This is a genomic window from Pseudomonas sp. GL-R-26, from assembly GCF_019947365.1.
Lineage (GTDB): Bacteria > Pseudomonadota > Gammaproteobacteria > Pseudomonadales > Pseudomonadaceae > Aquipseudomonas.
In genome coordinates this window covers 26,419-46,896 of sequence record NZ_JAGYGI010000024.1, presented here as the reverse complement: position 1 = coordinate 46,896, position 20,478 = coordinate 26,419, and the positions used below count along the sequence as shown (strand labels likewise).

Here is a 20,478-nt window from a genome sequence, read left to right as displayed (position 1 = left end):
GCATTTAATCTGTTGAATCGCGGTGAATGGATTCCGGGTGGCTTCGCCACCCAACGGGGGCAAGCCCCCTCGCCACAAAAATCTATGACCACGTTCTGGCGAATATTCGTACATATCCCCATCCCGTCTACGCTCTTGAAACACCATCAGGAACGAGGGATGCGCAATGGGGTTTCTGCATAGGTTCACCTTGCTGTGCGGCATGTTTTTGTTGTGCCTGGGCCAGGCGCAAGCCGCCGGGACGGAAAAGGACGACAGCAAGGCGGCCATTGCCCTGCTGGAAAAAGCCCTGGCTTACTACCACCAGAATGGCGACAAGGCCCTGGCGGCGTTCAGTCGCCAGGGTGAGTTTGTCGACAAGGACCGTTATGTCTTCGTGCTCGACACCAAGGGCGTGATGCTCGCCAGTGGTGGGCCGTCGTCGGCGCTGATTGGCCGGGACGTTTCGGAAGTGCTTGGGCCGGATTTGCAGAAAACCTTCAAGGACGCCCTGAAAGTGCCGGAAGGCAATGGCATTCAGCAGGCTGAATATCGCTGGCAGAACTGGAATGACGGCAAGGTTGAGCGCAAGCACGTCTACTACCAGCGCATCGGCCAGCGGATTCTGGCGGTCGGTTATTACCTTCCACGGGCCTCCGCCGAACAGGCCATGGCCTTGCTGAACAAAGCGGCCACCGATCTGGCCAAGGACGAAAAGGGCACCCTGACGGCGATCAACGCCCTCAAGGGCGGCTACCTGCAGGATGATCTGTACGTATTTGTCGTCGACCTGGACACCCAGCGTTACGTGGCTCACGGCACCAACCTGCGGTTGATCAATACCGACTTCAGCAAGATCGTGGACCCGGAAGGCAAACCGGTGGGCGAGCCGATTCTGGCGTTGATGGCCAAGCAGGATGATGGCGAATACGAGTACCGCTGGAAAAACCCGGTGACTGGCAAGGTCGAGAACAAGCACGCCTACCTGAAGAAGGTCGGGCATTTTCTGGTGGCGGTCGGGTATTACAGCCCTTGATTATATGGTTTCAATGAGGACGCCATCGCGGGCAAGTCGGATCGCCGCACCGCCGCTCCCACAGGTTTGAGTGTTGACCACAGATTTTGTGAACGACATCAATACTTGTGGGAGCGGGCTTGCCCGCGATGCAGGCGCCTCGGTCTATCTATCGAACCTTGTCCTCACGCCCACGCAACAACATGTTCGGCATGGCAATCGCCGCCGCCAGCCCCAGCAATGAAACAGCCGCGCTGACCGTCAGCAAATGCCGGAACGTCAGCAACAATTCGGCACGCAAGGCGTTCTGCGCATCACCCGGCGCGGCATTCAAACCGTCCAGCAACACATTCCCCGAACTGCCTTCGGCAATCAGCGACGAGTCGGCCAGGTGCGCAAAACTCGAGTCCTGCAACAACGCCAACAGCAGCGCCGACATCAACGCCACACCCACGGCACCACCCAGCGAACGGAACAGATTGGTGGTGCTGGTGGCGACACCGATATCCCGCTGGTCCACCGAGTTCTGCGTGCCGACCAATGACGTGGGGAACTGCATGCCGGAGGCAATCCCGCAGAGCAGCATGAACAGACTGCTCACGACGAACGCCTGGGGCGGGCTGAACGCCATGCCGATAATCGAGGCAGGCATCAGCGCCGCACCGCTAAGGATCATCGGTTTGTAGCGCCCGGTCACCGAGGTGCGGCGGCCGGCGAAATACGCGCCGATCGGCAAGCCCATGGCCAGGGGCAGCAGATGCAGGGCGGCGCTGTCGGCACCGGCGCCGGTGACGCTCTGAAAGCGCAGCGGCATCAATACGATCAGCGAGATGGCCTGGAAACTGGTGAAGAAAATCGTGCACCAGCACAGGATCGCGTTGCGGTTGGCGAACAGATGCATGGGCAACAACGGCTCCCGTGCCCGCCGCTCGTGGGCGACGAACAGCCCCAGCACCAGCACCGCACTAGCCAGCAGCGCCAGTACTTCGGCGCTGCGCCACGAATGGCCCTGACCGACCTGGGTGATGCCCAGCAACAATGCCGTGAGCCCGATGATCATCAGCATGGTGCCCAGGTAATCGATGATCGGTTTGCGTTGCGGAATCGGCAGGCCCACTAGCGTGCGATGGGCCACCAGCCAGGCACCCAGGCCCAGCGGCAGGTTGATCAGGAACACCCAGCGCCAGGACAGGTATTCGGTCATGTAGCCGCCAAGCACCGGGCCGGCGACGCTGGCCACGGCATACATACTGCTGAAATAGCCCTGGTAACGACCGCGCTCCCGTGGCGGCACGATGTCCCCGATGATCGCCTGGCTCACCGAAATCATCCCGCCGGCCCCGATGCCCTGGAGGATCCGCGCCAACACCAGTTGCTCCATGCTCTGGGCCATGCCGCAGAACACCGACGCCAGGGTGAACAGGCCCATGCCGAACAGCATCAGCTTGCGCCGCCCGTACAGATCGCCCAGTTTTCCGTAGATCGGCACCGCCACGGTCATGGCCACCATGTAGCCGGAAATCACCCAGGCGAGCAGGCTGACGTCCTTGAATTGCGCGGAAATGGCTGGCATCGAAACAGCGACGATGGTCTGGTCCAGCGCGCCGAGAAAGATCGCCAGCATCAGGGCGATCAGCACGCTGCGGATGGCGGGTTTGGGCGTTTCAGGCTGGTGGAGATTGGTCACGGGAAAACCTGCGGGCGGTGATTGACCCGCACGAGGCAAGGCGAGCGGGAATGCTCGCCAGTGTAAGTCGGTAGGAGGCTATTCGATAGCCTCATAAGGAAGACCGACGTAGTTTTCTGCAATGGTTTTTCGACCCGCTTCGGAGCCGACAAAATACTCCAGCTCCGACTCGGCAATGCGCTGGCTAAAGGCATCGTGGTCATCGAAACGGTGCAGCATCGAGGTCATCCACCAGGAAAACCGCTCGGCCTTCCACACCCGGCGCAGGCAGATTTCCGAGTATTTCTCCAGCAGATCAAGGCGATCGTCGCGGTAAACCTTGAGCAGGATGTTGAACAGCGTGCTGACGTCACTGGCCGCCAAATTCAGGCCCTTGGCGCCGGTGGGCGGGACAATGTGCGCGGCGTCACCGACCAGGAACATGCGCCCGTACTGCATGGGTTCGACGACGAAGCTGCGTAGCGGCGCGATGCTTTTTTCGATGGACGGGCCGGTCACCAGTTTGTCTGCCAACTGTTGTGGCAGGCGCGACTTGAGTTCGTCCCAGAAGCGTTGATCCGACCAGTTATCCACATGATCGCTGGCGGGCACTTGCAGGTAATAACGGGTGCGCGTCGGCGAGCGCATGCTGCACAGGGCAAAACCGCGCTCGTGGCGGGCGTAGACCAGCTCTTCGTGGGCCGGCGGGGTGTCGGCCAGGATCCCGAGCCAGCCGAACGGATAGATCCGTTCGAAGACTTTCAGGCTGTCGGCTGGAATCGATTGCCGTGCCACTCCATGGAAGCCGTCGCAACCGGCGATGTAGTCACAATCGAGACGATACAGTTCGCCGTCTTTCTCAAAAGTGACAAACGCTTCGTCGGTTTTCATGCCATGGGGAACGACGTTGTCGGCTTGATAAATCGTCTGCGCGCCGGCCTCCCGACGAGCGGCCATCAGGTCGCGGGTGACTTCGGTCTGGCCGTAGATCATCACGGTCTTGCCACCCGTCAGGGCGTGCAGATCGATGTGTACCTGGCGTCCGTCGAGGGCCAGTTCGAAGCCGCCATGGACCAGTCCCTCGGCGTCCATGCGCTGACTCACACCGGCCTGACGCAACAGCTCTACCATGCCTTGTTCAAGCACGCCGGCGCGGATTCGGCCGAGCACATAGTCCGGGGCCTGACGTTCGAGAATAAGGGTGTCGATGCCGGCGTTGTGCAGCAATTGGCCGAGCAACAAGCCAGAAGGGCCTGCACCAATGATGGCGATTTGGGTTTTCAGCGTTTTCATTGTTCTTATGACTCGCAAGCTTCACGCGACCAGGGCCGGTGAATTATTTTTATGGATCGAGTGCTTGCATTTTTCCCTTGCGAGTCTGTCAATTGAAGGTGAAAACTGAGCCGATAGCTGTACATTCTGCCAATCGGTGCGATTATCGCCCGTCATCTACTCCGAGGCCTGGATTGAAGTGATGAACAAGCCTGACCTGCCTTCGATTCCGGTGTTCAAGCTCTACGGTGAAAGCCTGGATTGGCCGACCCCGGACTTGCTGCACTGTGAAACCATTTCCAAACGCAGTCGCGAACATCATTGGGAAATCAAACCTCACCGCCACGCTGATTTGTGCCAGTTGCTCTTCGTGTTCAAAGGTCAGGCCGAGCTTGAAATCGAAGGCAAGCGTACGCAACTGGTGGAACCGGCCATCCAGATCCTGCCACCGCTGTCGGTGCACGGCTTTCGCTTTTCCGAGGACGTGGAAGGGTTTGTCGTGACCCTGGCCGCGCCGCTGATCGCCCACCTGCAGATGCAGTTGGGGCAATCGGTCAATGCCCTGGCCCAGTCCGAAAGCTACCCGGCAGGCAAGGACGCCGAGTACCTCAACAGCCTGTTCAGCGCCTTGCAGAACGAATACACCAGCCATCAACCGGCGCGGGAAATGCTCATGCATTCGCTGGTCAGTGTGATCGTGGTGTGGGTCAGTCGCCAGGTGATCCAGCGCCGCACCGCCATGGCGCGACCGCAGCGGGCCCGGGAATACCTCAACGGGTTTATTCAGCTGGTGGAAGAGACCTATCGCCAGCACGTCAAGGTCGAGGACCTGGCGCACCGACTGGGGATTTCCGTGTCCCACCTCAACGGCACCTGCCGTGAGCTGGCGGGGCAACCGGCGTTGCAGATCATGCACGAACGGCAATTGCTGGAGGCCAAGCGTTTGCTGACCTACACCAGCATGACCATTTATGAAATGTCCGACGTGTTGGGGTTTTCCGATCCGACCAACTTCACGCGCCTGTTCCGGCGTCGTGTGGGGATTTCGCCCAAGGCGTTTCGCGACCGCTTGAAGGCCGATCAGGACAACGAAGCCTGACCCCCTTCGTTAGCGGAGGGCGTTGAGGGTGGCGTTGTGGGGGATACAGCGCTCGAAGTTGCAGCTCGCGTATTCACGGGGCAGGTTGCGCAGTTGCTCGACGCGCCAGGCCGCAGCTCCGTATAGCCCGAGCGTGACCGCACAGGTGATGAAAATCGCGAGGTATCTTCTTGTTTTGATGTTCATGGCGTTGACCTCTGAACGAATACCTTTCGGTATTACTTTGAGCATAGGTCAGCGCGGGTGAGTTACCAGCAAAGCACGTTATGGATGTACCGCGACATTCAGAACCCTGATACCTCCCACAGGGTTTCCATTCACAACCCGATATCCCACTCCGGTTCTTCGGGAAACCTCACCACCAGAAAATCCAGCAAGCTGCGCAACGCCGCCGGCATGTGTTTGCGCGAGGCATATACCGCATACACGTTCATTTGCCGGGGTTCGGCCGTCGGCAGCAGGCGAATCAATTCGCCGCTGTGGATGTACACGCCGGCCTGGTACGTGGGCAGCATCGCCACCCCGGCGCCGGCGATCGTTGCACGCAGCAGCGTGCTGGCCTCGTTGGCGCTGATGTTGCCCTGCACCGGTACTGAAACCTGCTCGCCGTCCTGCTCGAAATGCCACAGGCTTTTGCCGAAGTAGGAGTGGGTCAGGCAATTGTGCTGGCTCAGGTCCTCGACCCGTTGCGGCGCCGGATGCTCGCGCAAGTAAGCGGGGGACGCGCAGATCACCGAGCGGCAAACCGTCAGGCGGCGGGCAATCAGGTTCGGGTCCAGGTCGTTGCTGGTGCGGATCGCCAGGTCGATGCGCTCATCCACCAGGTTCACGGTGCGGTCGAGCATCTGCATGTCGATGCTGACGCCGGGGTAGCGTCGGACATACGCAGCCATGGCATCGGCCAGTTGCGCCTGGCCGAAGGAGGTGCTGACGCTTATCCGCAGCAGGCCGCGCGGTGCGTCATCCGGTTCGCTGACGGCGGCCTGCATGTCGGTGGACAAGTCGAGCATCTGCCGACAGCGGGGCAGGATCTCGGTGCCGGCGGCGGTCAGGCTCAACTTGCGCGTGGTGCGATGCATCAGGCGCGCGCCGACCCAGTCTTCCAGTTCCGCCAGATACCGCGATACCACCGGCCGCGACAGCTCCAGATGATCGGCGGCGGCCGACTGGCTGCCGAGGTCGACCACCGTGACGAACACGCGCATTGCTTGTAGACGATCCATGATTTGCCCGCTTTCAGAAACAAACTATGTTCAAGCATCGCATTTTTTGTACTGACTCAGGCAACTAAGCTCTGTTCCATCGCCAAGCAAGGCATTTGGACAACGGAGCAACAGATGATCGGTTTCACCACTTTAAAGCGCATTGTGCTGGCGGTCGCCGCCCTCGGTTTCTCCGCCCATGCAGCCGCCTCGACCCTGACGCTGGATGTCTACAATCCCGGCGAAAAAGCCATCTTCCCAGTGACCTCGGTACTGGTCAGCGGCGAGAAAGAAGCGATCCTGGTGGATGCGCAATTCGGCAAATCCCAGGCCGAACAGGTGGTGGAAAAAATCCGCGCCAGCGGCAAGCAACTGACCACCATCTACATCAGCCATGGCGATCCGGATTACTACTTCGGCCTCGACACCCTGACGGCTGCGTTCCCCAAGGCCAAAGTCCTCGCCTCACAGCCGACCGTCGACCACATCAAACGAACCGTCGACGGCAAACTGGCGTTCTGGGGCCCGAAAATGGGCACCGACGTGCCGGCCAAAACCATTGTGCCGGGTGTGCTCAAGGGCGACAGCCTGATCCTTGAAGGGCAGAAGTTGCAGGTAGTTGGTCTTGAGGGCCCGCAGCCGGATCGCAGCTTTGTGTGGATTCCGTCGATCAAGGCGGTAGTCGGTGGTGTCGTGGTGGCGCAAAACATTCACGTGTGGATGGCTGACACGCAAACGCAACAGTCCCATGCCGATTGGTTGGCTACGCTGCATTCCATTGAAACCCTGAAACCGCAGATGGTGGTGCCGGGTCATTACCTCGGCGAGAGCGATCGCTCCCTGGCCGCCGTGCAGTTCACCGCCGCTTACATCAAGGCCTTCGACGAGGAAACCGCCAAGGCCAAGGATTCTGCCGCGCTGATCGCGGCGATGAAGAAACGCTTTCCGACCCTGGGTGATGAAAGCTCCCTGGAACTGAGCGCCAAGGTCGCCAAGGGCGAGATGAAGTGGTAACCGGAAGTACATGAAGCCGAAGCAACTTTTGAGATGAAAGTGATTACCTGTGGCGAGGGGGCTTGCCCCCGTTGGAGTGCGAAGCGCTCCCCTGCATTCTTCAGCTACACCGCATGCAGTAGGTTTTACGACTGCTACGCAGCCGAACGGGGGCAAGCCCCCTCGCCACAAAGGTTACATCGATCGCACAAGTTACAAGTCAACCCACTGGAGAACGTCATGAGCAAAATCGCAATCATCGGTGCCACCGGTCGTGCCGGTAGCCAACTGCTGGAAGAAGCCCTGCGTCGCGGTCACAGCGTTACCGCCATTGCCCGCGATACATCGAAAATAGATCCGCGTGAAGGTGTGGTCAGCAAGGCCGTCGATGCCCTTGATGCCGCTGCGTTGCAAGCTGCAATTGCGGGCCATGACGTGGTTATCAGCGCGGCGCATTTCGCCACGCTGCCTGCCAGCGCAGTCGTAGGCCCGGTGAAAAAAGCCGGGGTCAAACGTCTGCTGGTGGTGGGCGGGGCGGGTTCGCTGCTATTGCCCGATGATACTCGAGTGATCGATAGCGAAGGTTTCCCTGAGGCTTACAAGGCAGAGGCCAGCGCCGGTGCAGAATTCCTCGCAAGCTTGCGTGAAGAGCGGGATCTGGACTGGACCTTCCTGTCGCCATCGGCCGAATTTGTCGAGGGCGAGCGCACGGGGAAATTCCGCCTCGGTCAGGATGATTTGCTGGTAAGCAGCGAAGGGCGCAGCTGGATTACTTTTGCCGACTACGCGATTGCAATGCTCGACGAAGTGGAAGCGCCGAAGCATTCGCGGCAGCGGTTTACCGTCGGATATTGAGTTCACTGGTCATTTGTAGGAGTGAGCCTGCTCGCGATAGCAGTGGAGCAGTCAACATTGATTTTGAATGTGAATCCGTCATCGCGAGCAGGCTCACTCCTACAGGGTGGAGCATCAGAGTTGTACGGTTTTACCGCGACTGCGCCTGCTCCACCAACCAGCCCATCAATTCCCTCAACTTCGGCGAAGGTCCTGGTTTTTCGGGGAACACCAGGTAATACGCAAGTCCGGTCGTCACTTTCAATTCGAATGGCATGACCAGCCGCCCGGCGTTCAGGTCATCGCCGATCAGCGACCAGTCGCCAATCGCCACCCCCGTTCCCTGGGACGCCATCGACATCGCCAGGTCCAGTGTTTCGAAATGCTGGCCCTTGCCGACATTGGTCAAATGCACATCCGCGGCTTTCAACCAGGCTTTCCAGTCCCGTTCGTCGCGGGTCGGGTGCAGCAGCAGGTGCTGTTGCAGATCGGCTGGGGCCTGCAGGGGCATAGGGCCTTCGAGTATCGGTCTGGAACACACCGGCGTGAGTTGTTCGTCGAAGAGTTTTTGCGACATCAATGAATCGTCCGGCGGTGCGCCGTACATCACCGCCGCATCGAATTGCTCGCGATGAAAATCCACGCCGTGCTTGACCGTGGTGGTCAGCTCCACCGGTACGTCCGGGCGTTCCCGTTGCCATTGCAACAGACGCGGCAGCAACCAGCGCATGACGCAGGTCGGTGCCTTGAGTTGCAGGGTTTCGCGCTTCTCGCCGATCTGTTCAACGGCCTCGTCGATCAGGCCGAAAATCTGCTGCACCCGTGGCAGCCATTCCCGTCCCTCGGCTGTCAGGTCCAGGCCTCGGGCCAGGCGGATGAACAGTTCATAACCCAGATGATCTTCCAGCCCGGCGATCTGTCGACTCACCGCGCCCTGGGTGATGTGCAGCTGTTCGGCGGCCCGGGTGAAATTGCAGCACTGCGCGGTAATCAGAAAAGTGTGCAGCGCCGGCAGGGGAGGCAGTCGTTTCATTGGGATCCAAGGTATGACGTGAGGACATGGCTAGTATGACTTTTTATCCATTGTTGCGGCTACCTGTCGCCCGTTCCAATGAGGCCATTCCCGGGCCTGCAAATCCAATCTAAACACAGCGCACGCCCGGCGTCTCAAACGAACAAAAAGGGCAACGACATGGCGACGTGCGGCGAAGTATTGGTCAAGTTACTCGAAAACTACGGGGTCGAGCAGGTGTTCGGCATTCCGGGGGTGCATACCGTGGAGCTGTATCGCGGGCTGGCCCGTTCGAGCATCAACCACGTCACGCCGCGCCACGAACAGGGCGCCGGTTTCATGGCCGACGGCTACGCCCGCACCAGCGGCAAACCGGGTGTGTGCTTCATCATCACCGGCCCTGGCATGACCAACATCACCACCGCCATGGGCCAGGCCTATGCCGATTCGATCCCGATGCTGGTGATCTCCAGCGTGCAATCGCGCAGCCAGTTGGGCGGCGGTCGCGGCAAGCTGCATGAGCTGCCGAACCAGGGCGCACTGTGCGCCGGTGTCGCGGCGTTCTCCCACACCCTGATGTCGGCTTCCGAGCTGCCGGGCGTGTTGGCCCGTGCCTTTGCGCTGTTCCAGGCGGGCCGTCCGCGTCCGGTGCACATTGAAATTCCGCTGGATGTCCTGGTTGAAGAAGCCGACGACTTGCTCAGCAGCCTGCCGGTCAACATCGACCGCGCCGGTGCTTCGCCGAGCGCCGTGTCGCGCATGACTGAATTGCTGGCCGGCGCCAAGCGTCCGCTGATTCTCGCCGGTGGCGGCGCCATCGACGCGGCCGTCGAACTGACTGAGCTGGCAGAACTGCTGGACGCGCCGGTCGCCCTGACCATCAATGCCAAGGGCATGCTCGCTTCCGGCCACCCACTGCTGATCGGCTCGACCCAAAGCCTGGTCGCCACCCGTGCATTGGTCGCCGAGGCCGACGTGGTACTGGCCATCGGCACCGAACTGGCCGAGACCGACTACGACGTGACCTTCGCCGGTGGCTTCGAAATTCCTGGCAAGTTGCTGCGCGTCGATATCGACCCGGACCAGACCGTGCGCAACTACCCGCCACACGTGGCACTGGTGGCCGACTCGCGTAACGCCGCCCAGGCTTTGCTCAGCGCCCTGTCGGACAAACCCCTGGCCGAGCGCCGCAACGATTGGGGGCAAGTACGTGCCGCTCGTCTGCGTGAAGACCTGGCCGCGAGCTGGGACGCACCGACCCTGGCCCAGACCCGCTTCCTCGAAACCGTGCTGCACGAACTGCCGGACGCGGTGTTCGTCGGCGATTCGACCCAACCGGTGTACACCGGCAACCTGACGTTCAACCCGGAGCGTCCGCGTCGCTGGTTCAACTCGTCTACTGGTTACGGCACCCTCGGCTACGCCTTGCCGGCGGCGATTGGCGCCTGGCTGGGTGGCCGCGTCGAAGGTGGCGCGCGTCCTCCGGTGGTGTGCCTGATCGGCGACGGCGGCCTGCAGTTCACCCTGCCGGAACTGGCCAGTGCCGTTGAAGCGCGCACCCCGGTGATCGTGCTGCTGTGGAATAACCAGGGCTACGAAGAGATCAAGAAATACATGGTCAACCGCGCCATCGAGCCGGTGGGCGTGGACATCTACACCCCGGACTTCATCGGTGTGGCCAAGGCATTGGGTTGCGCCGCCGAAGCGGTCAGCAGTGTCGAGCAACTGCGCGGCGCCTTGCGTGTGGCCACCGATCGCCAGGGTCCGACCCTGATTGAAATCGACCAGACCCAGTGGATGCAGGCGGTGTCGAAATGACTTTCCCTACGACCCTGGATGGCCTGTACATCAACGGCCAATGGTCGGCCGGCAACGAACACCTGCGTGTGATCAACCCGGCGACCGAAGCCCTGTTGACCACCGTCAATGGCGGCGATGAGCGCGCCGTTGATCAAGCCGTGAGCGCGGCGACCCAGGCGTTCGCCGGCTGGTCGAAAACCACAGGTGCCGAGCGCGGCGCGATCCTGCGCAAAATCGCCACGGGGGTGCAGGCCAATCGTGAAAAGTTGATGCACTTGCAGTCGAGCAACAACGGCAAGCCGCAATTCGAAGCCGCAATCGACGTCGATGACGTGATTGCCACGTTCGAGTATTACGCCGGTCTGGCCGAAGGGCTGGACGCGAAACAGGACAGCGCTATTGAGCTGCCGACCGACGACTTCAGCGCTCGCCTGCGCCGTGAGCCGTGTGGTGTTGTCGGCCTGATCGTGCCGTGGAATTTCCCGATGGTCACCACCGCGTGGAAACTCGCCCCGGCCCTGGCCGCCGGTTGCTGCGTGGTGCTCAAACCTTCGGAAGTGACGCCGCTGCCGGAGCTGGAACTGGCGGCGATCATTGCTGAAGCCGGGTTGCCAGCAGGCGTGTTCAACCTGGTGTGCGGCACTGGCCTCGCGGTTGGCGCGCCCCTGTCGGCAGACTCGCGCATCGCGAAAATTTCCTTCACCGGCAGCAATGCGGTCGGCGTGCAGGTCATGCAACGGGCGGCGGAAACCGTCAAGGGCGTTAGCCTGGAACTGGGCGGCAAATCGTCGTTGCTGGTGCTGGCCGATGCCGATCTCGACCTGGCGGTGGAAGTGGCCTGTGGCGGTGGTTTCTTCAACGCCGGGCAGATGTGTTCCGCCACCAGCCGCGTGCTGGTCGCCGATGAACTGGCCGATGAATTCCTGAGCCGAGTGAAGGCTCGTGCCGAAACGATTCGCGTGGCTGACCCGTTCGACCCGAACGTGGAAATGGGCGCGCTGGTCAATCAGGCGCAATACCAGCGCGTGCTCGGTCACATCGATCGCGGTTTGAGCGCCGGCGCCAAGCTGGTTTGCGGTGGCAATCGCCCGGCCGACCTGCCGCGCGGATATTTTTTGCAGCCGACGGTGTTCACCGAAGTGCCCCTCGACAGTGCGCTGTGGTGTGAAGAGATTTTCGGCCCGGTGATCTGCGTGCGCAGTTTTGCCTCTGAAGCCGAGGCGATTGCCCTGGCCAACGACAGCCAGTTTGGCCTGGTCGCCAGTGTGGTGACGCGCAATGCCGAAACCGCCGACCGCGTCGCCAACGCTTTACAGGCGGGGCTTGTGTGGATCAACGCGCCGCAGGTGATCTTCCCGCAGACCGCCTGGGGCGGCTACAAGCAGAGCAGCATCGGCCGCGAATTGGGGCCGTGGGGCTTGCAGGCTTTCCAGGAAATCAAACACGTAATCCGGGCGGTCTGAAGGCACGAAAAAGGTGAGCACATGCCTCCTGTTGAGGCATGCGCTGGCGTCATGGCTTCAATGAGTTTTTATCGATAGTCAGGTGTTTTACACGACCTCAGGATGAACTCGCTGGCTCAGCCAAACCCCCGAAAATACGAGGGATAACGCTGATCCAGTCGCGCGGATGCAACAGTTTCGACCTGCCTCATACCTACAAAAACAAAGGGAGTCCGTAATGGGCGAGCATGATCTGAACAGACGTCAATTTATCAAGACCGTGGGCGTAGCCTCGGTTGCAGCGGCAGCCATGAGCATGCCGTTCATCAAAGCCAATGCCAGCGACACACGTTTTGCCGGCAAGACCCTGCGTTTGCTGACCTGGTCCGATGACACCGGCCTGGCTGCTCTGCGCAACATCGCCGCGACCTTCGAAGACAAGTACGGCTGCAAGGTCATCGCCGACCGCACCGGCAGTACCTCGGAAATGGTCGCCAAGCTCAAGGCCGGCGGTGATCGTCCGCAGTACGACATCATCACCCTGGCAGGTGTCGGCGCCGAAGGTCTGGCCGCCGCCAACCTGCTGGAAAAACCCGACCTCAACCGCATTCCCAACCTCGTCGATGTACCGGAGAAATACCGCACCGGGGCCAATGGTCACGGTATCGGTTACCTGCTGTGGTGCAACAGCCTGGTCTATAGCACCCGCACCCAGAAACAAGCGCCGGACAGCTACGCGGCCCTGTGGGATCCAGAACTGGCCCCGAACATCTTCCTGCCGCCGCCGAACTGGACCGAGGCCATGGACCTGATCATCATCGCCGCCAAACTGGCCGGTGGTGACGAACACAACATCGAGCCTGGCTTCAAGAAACTCGCCGAGCTGAAAGATCGTGTGGTGACCCTGGGCGAAAACCCCAACCAGATCGCCGAACTGTTCCGCACCGGTTCCCTGGACATGGGGGGCCTGTACGCACCGGCCTTCTTCCCGAAACAGATCCGCGACCCGAACTACGGCCTGGGCGCCACGTTCGGCATGAAGGAAGGTTTCTACACCGACCTGATGCTCTCGGTAATGCCGAAGAACCGTCCGGGCGATACCGACATGGCCTACGCCTTCATCAACCACTCTCTGGACCCGCTGGTGCAGGGCAAGATGGCTGAAGACATCTATAACGGCCCGGTCAACGCCAAGGCGATCATCTCCGCCGAAGCACGCAAGAGCCCGTACATCCTCACGCCGGAGCAGATTGCCGAGAAGGCGATCATGCACGACAACGCCTTCCTGGCGACTGTGCATGACCAATGGATTCGTCGTTACACGGAAATCTTTTCTTCCTGATTTCTGAGGTTCAAAGATCTTTTGTGGCGAGGGAGCTTGCTCCCGCTCGGCTGCGCAGCAGCCGCAAAACCAGGCACTGCGATCCATCTGGATCAACGCGGTGAGTGATTGGGGCCGCTTCGCGACCCAGCGGGAGCAAGCTCCCTCGCCACAGGTTCTTGCTCAATCTCAGTCTTGCTGCTTTCCATTGACGAGACCCTTTGCTATGGAACACCAACCTCTGACTCATCCGGTGAGTGCCGCCCCCGTGCGCGCCGCTCGGGGTGTTTCGCCAACGACGCGCGCCTGGCTTTTCCTCTCGCCGTCGATGCTGTTTCTTGGCGTACTGATTGCCGCGAGCCTCCTGGTACTGCGCATGAGCGTGGGCACCAAAGGCGCGGAATGGTCCGGGTTCAGCCTGGCCAGTTACGCCCAGTTGCTGGAACCCTATTACCTCAAGTCGCTGATGCTGACCCTGCGCCTGGCGCTGATCAGCGCGGTGATCGCAGTGATCCTGGCGATCCCGGTGGCCTACACCATGTCGCGCCTGACCTCGCCGTTCGTGCGGCGGATCTTCCTGGCGGCGGTGTTGCTGCCATTGCTGGTCAACCTGCTGCTGCAAAGCTACGGCTGGCTGGTGATCCTCGGCCCCGGTGGCATGCTCAACCAGACCCTGATGGGCCTGGGCCTGATCAAGCGCCCGATCATGCTGTTGTACAACCAGAACGGTGTGTTGATGGGCCTGGTGCAAACCGCCTTCCCGCTGGCCGTGTTGCCGATTGCCAGCGCCATGCGCGGTGTCGCCCGCAGCTACGAAGAAGCTGCCGCCACCCTCGGCGCCAGTCGCTTCCAGGTGTTCCGCCAGGTGGTATTGCCGATGAGTCTGCCGGGGATCATTACCGGTGCGACCCTGGTGTTCGCCTACAACGCCAGCAGTTTCGTGGTGCCCTTGCTGCTCGGTGGCCGGCGCGTGCCGATGCTGGCGGTGATGGTGCATGACCAGATCGCCCCGCTGATGAACTGGCCCGCCGCATCCGCTGCCGGTGTGGTGCTGATCGTCACCACCCTCGCGATCATGACCTTGTCCGAATACATCACTGGCCGTCGTCGCCGCATGCTGGAGGCTTCGCAATGAGTACCCTGATCAAGAAGCGCCAGTCGCTGTTGCCGGGTGATACCGGCAAGTTTGCCGGCATCCTTTCGGGCTTCATCCTGCTGCTGGCGGTACTGCCGATCCTGACCATGATCGTCATGTCGTTCAGCGGCGCGTCGAACCTCGACTTCCCGCCGAGCAGCTACAGCCTGCAATGGTACAAGGCCGCCTGGCACACCTTCGTGTCGCCGGACGCCAGCGATGTGCTGAGCCTGGGCAAAGCCATGTCCACCAGCCTGATGGTGTCCTGCCTGACCATGGTCTTCGCGACCATCATCGCGGTGCCGGCGGCGTATGCCCTGACCCGTTGCGAGTTCCGTGGCAAGGCCGTGGCCCTGCAATTGATGTCGTTGCCACTGGTGTTCCCGATGGTGGTATTGGGGCTGGCGTTGCTGCTGGTGTTCGACAGCCTGCCGTTCCAGATGACCACCTCGCGCCTGGTGATTGCCCACGTGATCCTCGCGTTGCCGTTCGTGGTGAAGAACTGCACGGCGGCTATGCTCTCCATCGGCAGCGAAGTCGAAGAGGCCGCGCAAATGCTCGGTGCTTCACCGCTGCGGGCGATTGTCGATGTGGTAGTGCCGTTGATGAAGTCGGGGATCTTGGCGGGCATGCTGCTGGCGTTCATCGTCTCGTTCAACGAATTCACCGTGACCTATTTCCTCTACACCATCGACGTCATGACCGTGCCGATCTGGATGTACAGCCGCACCGTGTCTTCGCTCGACCCAACCGTATTTTCGTTTGCCGTGCTGATCGTGCTGATCGACTTCGTCCTGATCTGGGCGCTGGAGAAGCTAGTCGGTGAAGGTGGCGTTTCGTTCTAGCTTCTGCCTGGAGGTGCCTGCGCTCGATCATGCTGCGTTAAAAGTCAGCTCAGAATGCTCATTGACTAAAGTCAACTCCGCTTCTTCGCAGACTTTTGCCTTGCCTGATCTTCGCTCGGCAACCTCCAGCCAGAACCATTATTCTTGAGGTGATTCACATGTCTGGTCTGATTCTGGAAAACGTCGAGAAACATTACGGCTCGGCCTGCGCGGTAACGGATGTGAACCTGCATTTGCCCGAGGGCAAACTGGTGTGTTTCCTCGGCCCTTCGGGCTGCGGCAAAACCACTTTGCTGCGCATGATCGCCGGCCTTGAAACCCTGACCGGCGGCGAGATCCGCCTGGACGGCGAAGACATCGGCAACACCCCGGCGCACCTGCGCAACTTCGGCATGGTGTTCCAGTCCCTGGCGTTGTTTCCGCACATGACTGTGGGCGAGAACATCGCCTATCCGCTGAAACTGCGCGGGGTCAGCAAGGCTGACCAGCAGGCGCGGGTGGTGGAGTTGCTGGAACTGATCCAGCTGCAAGCGATGATCAATCGTCCGGTGGCCAAGCTGTCCGGCGGCCAACGCCAGCGCGTGGCGATTGCCCGGGCGATTGCCTCGCACCCGAAAATCCTTCTGCTCGATGAACCGTTGTCGGCGCTGGACGCCAAGCTGCGCGAGTCGATGCAGGTGGAAATCCGTCAACTGCAACAACGCCTGAACATCACCACCATCATGGTGACCCACGACCAGCGCGAGGCCATGACCATGGCCGATATCGTGGTCGTATTGGGTGAGCACAAGGTGCAGCAGGTGGGCACGCCGATCGAGATCTACCGGCACCCGGCCAACGAGTTCGTCGCGGATTTCATCGGCTCGGGCAACATCTTCCCGGCCACGGTGCTGGGTAACGGCAAGGTCAGCTTGCCGGGCGGCGATGCGCTGCAAGTACCGATCTGCAGCAGCATTGTGGCCGGTGAAAAGGTGAAGATGCTGATTCGCCCGGAAGACCTGCAACTGTCGGCTCCGCAGGCGACAGCGGGCAACCGTCTACTGGGCAAAGTGACCTTCGTGCGCGATATCGGCGCGACCATCGAGACCACGGTGGAGTGTTCCGGGGTGTCGTTTACCGCGCTGAGCACGCCTTGCCAGGGCTTTGGCCTGAGTGTTGGTCACCCGGTGTCGGTGACCTTGCCGGTGGAGGCCTGCCGGGTACTTGGGGCCTGATCCGGATTTGATGTTGGCCTCACTGGCCTCATCGCGAGCAGGCTCGCTCCTACAGTTGATCTGAAGTGTTCACAAGTATTGTGTTCGCAGGAGATCCAATGTGGGAGCGAGCCTGCTCGCGATGAGGCCGGTACTGGCTGCAAAAAAGCCGGATCAGACCGACAAGCGCAACCGCGCCAGATCCCGCAACGGCGGAGCCCCGAACAACCGGCTGTACTCCCGGCTGAACTGCGACGGACTTTCATACCCGACCCGATACCCCGCCGCCGAAGCTTCCAGCCCTTCGGCCAGCATCAACCGCCGTGCTTCCTGCAGGCGCAACTGCTTCTGATACTGCAACGGACTCATCGCCGTCATCGCCTTGAAGCGGTGATGCAGCGTCGACACGCTCAGGTTCACTTCCTTGGCCAAATCATCAATGCGCAACGGCTGTTCAAAATTGCTGTTGAGCCATTTGATCGCCTGGCTGATGCGATGGCTTTGACTGTTGGCGATGGCGATTTCGTACAGCCGATGCCCCTGTTTGCTGCGCAACAGGCGATAGAGGATCTCCCGGCGAATCAGCGGCGCGAGCATGGCGATGTCTTTTGGCGTGTCCAGCAACCGTGCCAGACGCAGCACCGCATCAAGCATGGCGGTGTCGAGTTTTTCGACATACAGCCCGCGCCCGGTCGGCCGGGAAGGCACGCCGAGAGGCCCGGCGTCGGCGATCAGTGCGGTGATTTCCGCCGGGTCGATGTCCAGGCGCAAGGCCAGGATCGGTTCCTCAGGCGAGACATCCACCACCCGTCCACTGAGCGGCATCGAGACCGAGACCACCAGGTAGTTCAACGGGTCGTAGTTGAAGTACTCGTTGGCCAACTGAACTTCCTTGCGCCCCTGGGCCATGATGCACAGCGCCGGTTGCGCGAGCACCGGGGCGAACTCGTGGGACTGGCTGTGGCGTGACATGAATAGCGAGCCGATGGCCGTGGCATAACTGCCATCTTCGGCGGTGTTGCGGCGAATGATCGCCGCCAGTTCCGCACGCTGCTTTTCCATGTCGGTGTCCAGCGGGGCTTGAAAGTGATCGAGCGACGACATGCGAGGCATCCTCGGCAAGGCATGGAAGGAATGGAGCAGAGCATAAGTTTGTGCAAGTGGCAGCGGTAGACACATCCTGTCAGATGCTTGCCTGATTCTGCTCGGGGTCGACCGGCGGTGTAGCCACTAGAGCCTTGTGCCGCAAGAACTTGCTTGAAACTCGTGTGGCAGAACCGTGACAGGGTTTTACAGCTTGTTACAGGCTGGCGATGCAGTTTCGCAGGATTGTGCAACGCGCCGGCAGGAATCGACTAACGAGACAGGCGTCGCGGCCCTTAACCTTTGATCCTGTCGCAGCCCGTCCCCCGGCTGCCACGCGACTCCCCGGGAGGGTTGAACATGTCCACGCAAATCCCCGTCAGTCATATGGCCTTCGTTCGAGCGCGCGCCGGGCGTTCGACGGAACTCGGTGTGCGCCTCAGCGCCCTGATCGAACCATCCCGCGCAGCGCCAGGCTGCCTGAGCTTTGCCTTGCAGCATTCGCAGTGCGACCCGGAACTGTGGCTGGTGTCCGGTTTCTGGAGCAATCAACAGGCCATGACCGCGTACTTCAGCACGCCGGCGATGGAGATTTTTGCCGAGCTGGTGCAGGAGCTGGTGGTCAACAGTCTGGATTTCCACACCTTCAAGGATGTCTCGGCGGCGCAGGCCCTGGGGCAGTCCGCAGTCGCGGTACACAAACTGGCCGGTTGAGGGTTTAATGACGGCATTCTCAACCAGCCAGGACTCGCGACATGGCACGTAAAGCCTTTGATCACTTCGAAGCTGTTTCTGCTGTAGTACCGGGCGAGGGTGGTTACCACGCCGCTATCGCCGTCAAAGCGCTGGGTGGTTCCGGCGCTCCGCGTTTTCACAAAGTGCTGGAAGGCCAGACCTTCAAGACCGCTCACGAGGCCGATGATGCGGCCGCCAAGGAGCTGGCCCGTCTCAAGGACGTCAAGGAAAACACCGACCTGCTCTGGTGATTCTCACCGCCCCGGGCGGTACATCTTGAATAACGCCTCAGGCCCCAGCTGGAAATAATCCGCTGGCCCGCCGCCGCGCAGAATCGGTTCTGCCGCGGCGGTGTCGTATACCCCATCCTTCAACAGCCATTTGGCGATATGCACGGCGACCACTTCGCCGAGGATCAGCCAGCTCGGCACCACATTGCCGTCCGCCCGTTGCAGCTGGATGATCTGCGTGACCTTGCATTCGAAGGACACCGGGCTCTCGGCCACCCGCGGCACCTGAATGATTTTCGAGGCAGCGGTCGTCAGCCCGGCCAGTTCGAACTCGTTGACCTCAGGCTTGACCATGGCGCTGCTCTGGTTCATCTCCTCGGCCAGCGGCCGCGTGGCCAGGTTCCAGGCGAACTCGCCGGTTTGTTCGATGTTGTTCAGGCTGTCTTTGCGTCCGACGCTGGAAAAACCAACGATCGGCGGGATGTAGTTGAAGGCGTTGAAGAAGCTGTAGGGCGCCAGGTTCAAGCGGCCCTCGGCATCCTGTGAAGAAATCCAGCCAATGGGGCGCGGGCCGACGATGGCGTTGAACGGATCGTGGGGCAGGCCGTGGCCGTTGGCGGGTTCGTAGAAGTGGATGTCGTCGGGCATGGGAAATGTTCCAGAGGGCAACATTTGAAGAGCGGACATAGTGCTAGGGCCAGACGCTGATTTCCAGTCTGATATAGAGCCCTGTGGGAGCGAGCTTGCTCGTGATTGCGGACTGACATTCAGCATAGATGTCGACTGAATGTCAGTCATCGCGAGCAAGCTCGCTCCCACAGGTTCTTCGGCCAACCCTGAAATTTGCTTTACCCCAGAAACGACTAAGCCCGGCCGAAGCCGGGCTGTGAGTTTCCCTCCACGATCAGCCGATAGCTTCAGCGCTACCGGTTTTGTCGAAACCGTCGGCAGCGACAGCGCCCGCGGTGCCGGTTTTATCGAAGCCGTCCGAGGCATAGGTTCCCGAGTGGCTGCGTTCGATGGCGGCGCTGGCACCGGATTCGAAGGAGGCCGAGCCGGTTTTGTCGTAGCCATCGGCGGCGAACGTGTTGGCGGCCAGTACGGAAAGGGCCAGGGCAAGGATCAGTTTGGTTTTCATGGTGGTGACTCCCGTCTCGTTGGCGTTTTGTGAAAAAAGCCAAGACGCCAGATATATCGATTAAATTTCGCAATTAAATCCTGCTACTTATCGATTAATTGGATGTTAAGGCCGTCAGGCTTTTTCGCTTTCAAGGACTGAGTGAGCGCATCGCAATGAATCGATCAGGCCGTTAAAGGTTGGGCGGCAAGCATTAACACGTGATTAATCGGCTCTTTTACCTGGGTGACAGATTTTTCATGAAACCCTTGCCCATTTTTACTACGGCAGCACCGCTCCGGGAGCGGGCCGAATCTGGATTTGGCTGTGGTGGTGATTGCGAGGGAGCTTTGATCGCGCAGAACAAGCATGGCAAACGAGAGGTTGCCGAACTGACTTGATGTCGAGTCGGCTCCATTCGCGAGCAAGCCCGCTCCCACATTTAACCGGGTTGTTCCAGAAGGAACGCGGTCGAATGTGGGAGCGGGCTTGCTCGCGAAGAGGC

The 20,478-nt window shown here is 60.6% G+C and carries 20 protein-coding genes; 12 read left to right on the top strand and 8 right to left on the bottom strand.

Annotation, left to right across the window (positions count from 1 at the left end; all coding sequences use genetic code 11):
* The first annotated feature begins 166 nt into the window (after window positions 1–166).
* Complete coding sequence (locus tag KGA96_RS22275; protein WP_046042148.1) at window positions 167–1,015, top strand: cache domain-containing protein; 849 nt, start codon at window positions 167–169, stop codon at window positions 1,013–1,015.
* Window positions 1,016–1,163: 148 nt separating this feature from the next.
* On the opposite strand, the gene KGA96_RS22270 is transcribed toward KGA96_RS22275, so the two are convergent.
* On the bottom strand, window positions 1,164–2,681 hold the full coding sequence (locus KGA96_RS22270; protein WP_046042149.1) for an MDR family MFS transporter: 1,518 nt from the start codon (window positions 2,679–2,681) through the stop codon (window positions 1,164–1,166).
* A gap of 78 nt (window positions 2,682–2,759) precedes the next feature.
* Entirely contained in the window at window positions 2,760–3,953 is a 1,194-nt protein-coding gene (gene pobA / locus KGA96_RS22265; protein ID WP_223514983.1) for a 4-hydroxybenzoate 3-monooxygenase, read from the bottom strand.
* A 181-nt stretch (window positions 3,954–4,134) separates the two neighbouring features.
* On the opposite strand from pobA, the gene KGA96_RS22260 reads away from it, so the two are divergent.
* Entirely contained in the window at window positions 4,135–5,031 is an 897-nt protein-coding gene (locus tag KGA96_RS22260) for a helix-turn-helix domain-containing protein (RefSeq protein ID WP_090457497.1), read from the top strand.
* Window positions 5,032–5,040: 9 nt separating this feature from the next.
* On the opposite strand, the gene KGA96_RS22255 is transcribed toward KGA96_RS22260, so the two are convergent.
* Together KGA96_RS22255 and KGA96_RS22250 are read right to left on the bottom strand one after the other, a co-directional pair.
* The gene (locus KGA96_RS22255) at window positions 5,041–5,217 is read right to left on the bottom strand and encodes a hypothetical protein (RefSeq protein WP_162837843.1); all 177 of its coding nucleotides are present in this window, start codon (window positions 5,215–5,217) and stop codon (window positions 5,041–5,043) included.
* 131 nt (window positions 5,218–5,348) lie between these two features.
* Window positions 5,349–6,254: a LysR family transcriptional regulator gene (locus tag KGA96_RS22250; RefSeq protein WP_221174493.1), complete on the bottom strand. Its 906-nt coding sequence runs from the start codon at window positions 6,252–6,254 to the stop codon at window positions 5,349–5,351.
* A gap of 114 nt (window positions 6,255–6,368) precedes the next feature.
* Between KGA96_RS22250 and KGA96_RS22245 the strand changes: the two genes are divergently transcribed.
* Both KGA96_RS22245 and KGA96_RS22240 read left to right on the top strand, forming a co-directional pair.
* Window positions 6,369–7,247 (top strand): MBL fold metallo-hydrolase, encoded by an 879-nt coding sequence (locus KGA96_RS22245; protein ID WP_046042154.1) that lies wholly within the window; start codon window positions 6,369–6,371, stop codon window positions 7,245–7,247.
* 219 nt (window positions 7,248–7,466) lie between these two features.
* On the top strand, window positions 7,467–8,081 hold the full coding sequence (locus KGA96_RS22240; protein WP_046042155.1) for an NAD(P)-dependent oxidoreductase: 615 nt from the start codon (window positions 7,467–7,469) through the stop codon (window positions 8,079–8,081).
* A gap of 130 nt (window positions 8,082–8,211) precedes the next feature.
* Here KGA96_RS22240 and KGA96_RS22235 read toward each other — a convergent pair whose 3' ends face one another.
* Window positions 8,212–9,093, bottom strand: a complete 882-nt coding sequence (locus tag KGA96_RS22235; RefSeq protein WP_046042156.1) for a LysR substrate-binding domain-containing protein — start codon at window positions 9,091–9,093, stop codon at window positions 8,212–8,214.
* 159 nt (window positions 9,094–9,252) lie between these two features.
* Here KGA96_RS22235 and KGA96_RS22230 point away from each other — a divergent pair, with 159 nt between their 5' ends.
* The 6 genes from KGA96_RS22230 (at window position 9,253) to KGA96_RS22205 (ending at window position 16,829) form a co-directional block, all read left to right on the top strand.
* The gene (locus tag KGA96_RS22230; RefSeq protein WP_223514981.1) at window positions 9,253–10,890 is read left to right on the top strand and encodes a 5-guanidino-2-oxopentanoate decarboxylase; all 1,638 of its coding nucleotides are present in this window, start codon (window positions 9,253–9,255) and stop codon (window positions 10,888–10,890) included.
* Window positions 10,887–12,335 carry an aldehyde dehydrogenase family protein gene (locus KGA96_RS22225; protein ID WP_223514979.1) on the top strand — a complete coding sequence of 483 codons (1,449 nt, stop codon included), beginning with the start codon at window positions 10,887–10,889 and terminating at the stop codon, window positions 12,333–12,335. Before KGA96_RS22230 ends, KGA96_RS22225 begins: the two co-directional genes overlap by 4 nt.
* A gap of 217 nt (window positions 12,336–12,552) precedes the next feature.
* Window positions 12,553–13,656 carry an ABC transporter substrate-binding protein gene (locus tag KGA96_RS22220; RefSeq protein WP_007986100.1) on the top strand — a complete coding sequence of 368 codons (1,104 nt, stop codon included), beginning with the start codon at window positions 12,553–12,555 and terminating at the stop codon, window positions 13,654–13,656.
* A 205-nt stretch (window positions 13,657–13,861) separates the two neighbouring features.
* Window positions 13,862–14,770 carry an ABC transporter permease gene (locus KGA96_RS22215; protein WP_046042160.1) on the top strand — a complete coding sequence of 303 codons (909 nt, stop codon included), beginning with the start codon at window positions 13,862–13,864 and terminating at the stop codon, window positions 14,768–14,770.
* Complete coding sequence (locus tag KGA96_RS22210; RefSeq protein WP_223464884.1) at window positions 14,767–15,615, top strand: ABC transporter permease; 849 nt, start codon at window positions 14,767–14,769, stop codon at window positions 15,613–15,615. The genes KGA96_RS22215 and KGA96_RS22210 overlap by 4 nt, the downstream gene beginning before the upstream one ends.
* A 158-nt stretch (window positions 15,616–15,773) precedes the next feature.
* Window positions 15,774–16,829, top strand: coding sequence for an ABC transporter ATP-binding protein (locus tag KGA96_RS22205; protein WP_150757246.1), 1,056 nt, complete (start codon window positions 15,774–15,776; stop codon window positions 16,827–16,829).
* A 153-nt stretch (window positions 16,830–16,982) separates the two neighbouring features.
* Here the strand turns inward: KGA96_RS22205 and KGA96_RS22200 are convergent, their stop codons facing one another.
* Window positions 16,983–17,912, bottom strand: coding sequence for an AraC family transcriptional regulator (locus KGA96_RS22200; protein ID WP_046042163.1), 930 nt, complete (start codon window positions 17,910–17,912; stop codon window positions 16,983–16,985).
* 339 nt (window positions 17,913–18,251) lie between these two features.
* Between KGA96_RS22200 and KGA96_RS22195 the strand changes: the two genes are divergently transcribed.
* Both KGA96_RS22195 and KGA96_RS22190 read left to right on the top strand, forming a co-directional pair.
* Window positions 18,252–18,605 carry an antibiotic biosynthesis monooxygenase family protein gene (locus tag KGA96_RS22195; RefSeq protein ID WP_046042164.1) on the top strand — a complete coding sequence of 118 codons (354 nt, stop codon included), beginning with the start codon at window positions 18,252–18,254 and terminating at the stop codon, window positions 18,603–18,605.
* Between the two features lie 41 nt (window positions 18,606–18,646).
* A complete protein-coding gene (locus tag KGA96_RS22190) occupies window positions 18,647–18,877 on the top strand; it encodes a hypothetical protein (protein ID WP_046042165.1) in 231 nt (76 codons plus the stop codon).
* Window positions 18,878–18,880: 3 nt separating this feature from the next.
* On the opposite strand, the gene KGA96_RS22185 is transcribed toward KGA96_RS22190, so the two are convergent.
* Together KGA96_RS22185 and KGA96_RS22180 are read right to left on the bottom strand one after the other, a co-directional pair.
* Entirely contained in the window at window positions 18,881–19,504 is a 624-nt protein-coding gene (locus tag KGA96_RS22185; RefSeq protein WP_046042166.1) for a flavin reductase family protein, read from the bottom strand.
* 256 nt (window positions 19,505–19,760) lie between these two features.
* Window positions 19,761–19,994 carry a hypothetical protein gene (locus KGA96_RS22180; protein ID WP_046042167.1) on the bottom strand — a complete coding sequence of 78 codons (234 nt, stop codon included), beginning with the start codon at window positions 19,992–19,994 and terminating at the stop codon, window positions 19,761–19,763.
* Window positions 19,995–20,478 lie beyond the last annotated feature (484 nt).

Coding starts and splice junctions, on each gene's coding strand:
- KGA96_RS22275 (WP_046042148.1), top strand. CDS start 167: ATGGGGTTTCTGCATAGGTTCACCTTGCTGTGCGGCATGTTTTTGTTG.
- pobA (WP_223514983.1), bottom strand. CDS start 3,953: ATGAAAACGCTGAAAACCCAAATCGCCATCATTGGTGCAGGCCCTTCT.
- KGA96_RS22260 (WP_090457497.1), top strand. CDS start 4,135: ATGAACAAGCCTGACCTGCCTTCGATTCCGGTGTTCAAGCTCTACGGT.
- KGA96_RS22255 (WP_162837843.1), bottom strand. CDS start 5,217: ATGAACATCAAAACAAGAAGATACCTCGCGATTTTCATCACCTGTGCG.
- KGA96_RS22250 (WP_221174493.1), bottom strand. CDS start 6,254: ATGGATCGTCTACAAGCAATGCGCGTGTTCGTCACGGTGGTCGACCTC.
- KGA96_RS22245 (WP_046042154.1), top strand. CDS start 6,369: ATGATCGGTTTCACCACTTTAAAGCGCATTGTGCTGGCGGTCGCCGCC.
- KGA96_RS22240 (WP_046042155.1), top strand. CDS start 7,467: ATGAGCAAAATCGCAATCATCGGTGCCACCGGTCGTGCCGGTAGCCAA.
- KGA96_RS22235 (WP_046042156.1), bottom strand. CDS start 9,093: ATGAAACGACTGCCTCCCCTGCCGGCGCTGCACACTTTTCTGATTACC.
- KGA96_RS22230 (WP_223514981.1), top strand. CDS start 9,253: ATGGCGACGTGCGGCGAAGTATTGGTCAAGTTACTCGAAAACTACGGG.
- KGA96_RS22225 (WP_223514979.1), top strand. CDS start 10,887: ATGACTTTCCCTACGACCCTGGATGGCCTGTACATCAACGGCCAATGG.
- KGA96_RS22220 (WP_007986100.1), top strand. CDS start 12,553: ATGGGCGAGCATGATCTGAACAGACGTCAATTTATCAAGACCGTGGGC.
- KGA96_RS22215 (WP_046042160.1), top strand. CDS start 13,862: ATGGAACACCAACCTCTGACTCATCCGGTGAGTGCCGCCCCCGTGCGC.
- KGA96_RS22210 (WP_223464884.1), top strand. CDS start 14,767: ATGAGTACCCTGATCAAGAAGCGCCAGTCGCTGTTGCCGGGTGATACC.
- KGA96_RS22205 (WP_150757246.1), top strand. CDS start 15,774: ATGTCTGGTCTGATTCTGGAAAACGTCGAGAAACATTACGGCTCGGCC.
- KGA96_RS22200 (WP_046042163.1), bottom strand. CDS start 17,912: ATGTCGTCGCTCGATCACTTTCAAGCCCCGCTGGACACCGACATGGAA.
- KGA96_RS22195 (WP_046042164.1), top strand. CDS start 18,252: ATGTCCACGCAAATCCCCGTCAGTCATATGGCCTTCGTTCGAGCGCGC.
- KGA96_RS22190 (WP_046042165.1), top strand. CDS start 18,647: ATGGCACGTAAAGCCTTTGATCACTTCGAAGCTGTTTCTGCTGTAGTA.
- KGA96_RS22185 (WP_046042166.1), bottom strand. CDS start 19,504: ATGCCCGACGACATCCACTTCTACGAACCCGCCAACGGCCACGGCCTG.
- KGA96_RS22180 (WP_046042167.1), bottom strand. CDS start 19,994: ATGAAAACCAAACTGATCCTTGCCCTGGCCCTTTCCGTACTGGCCGCC.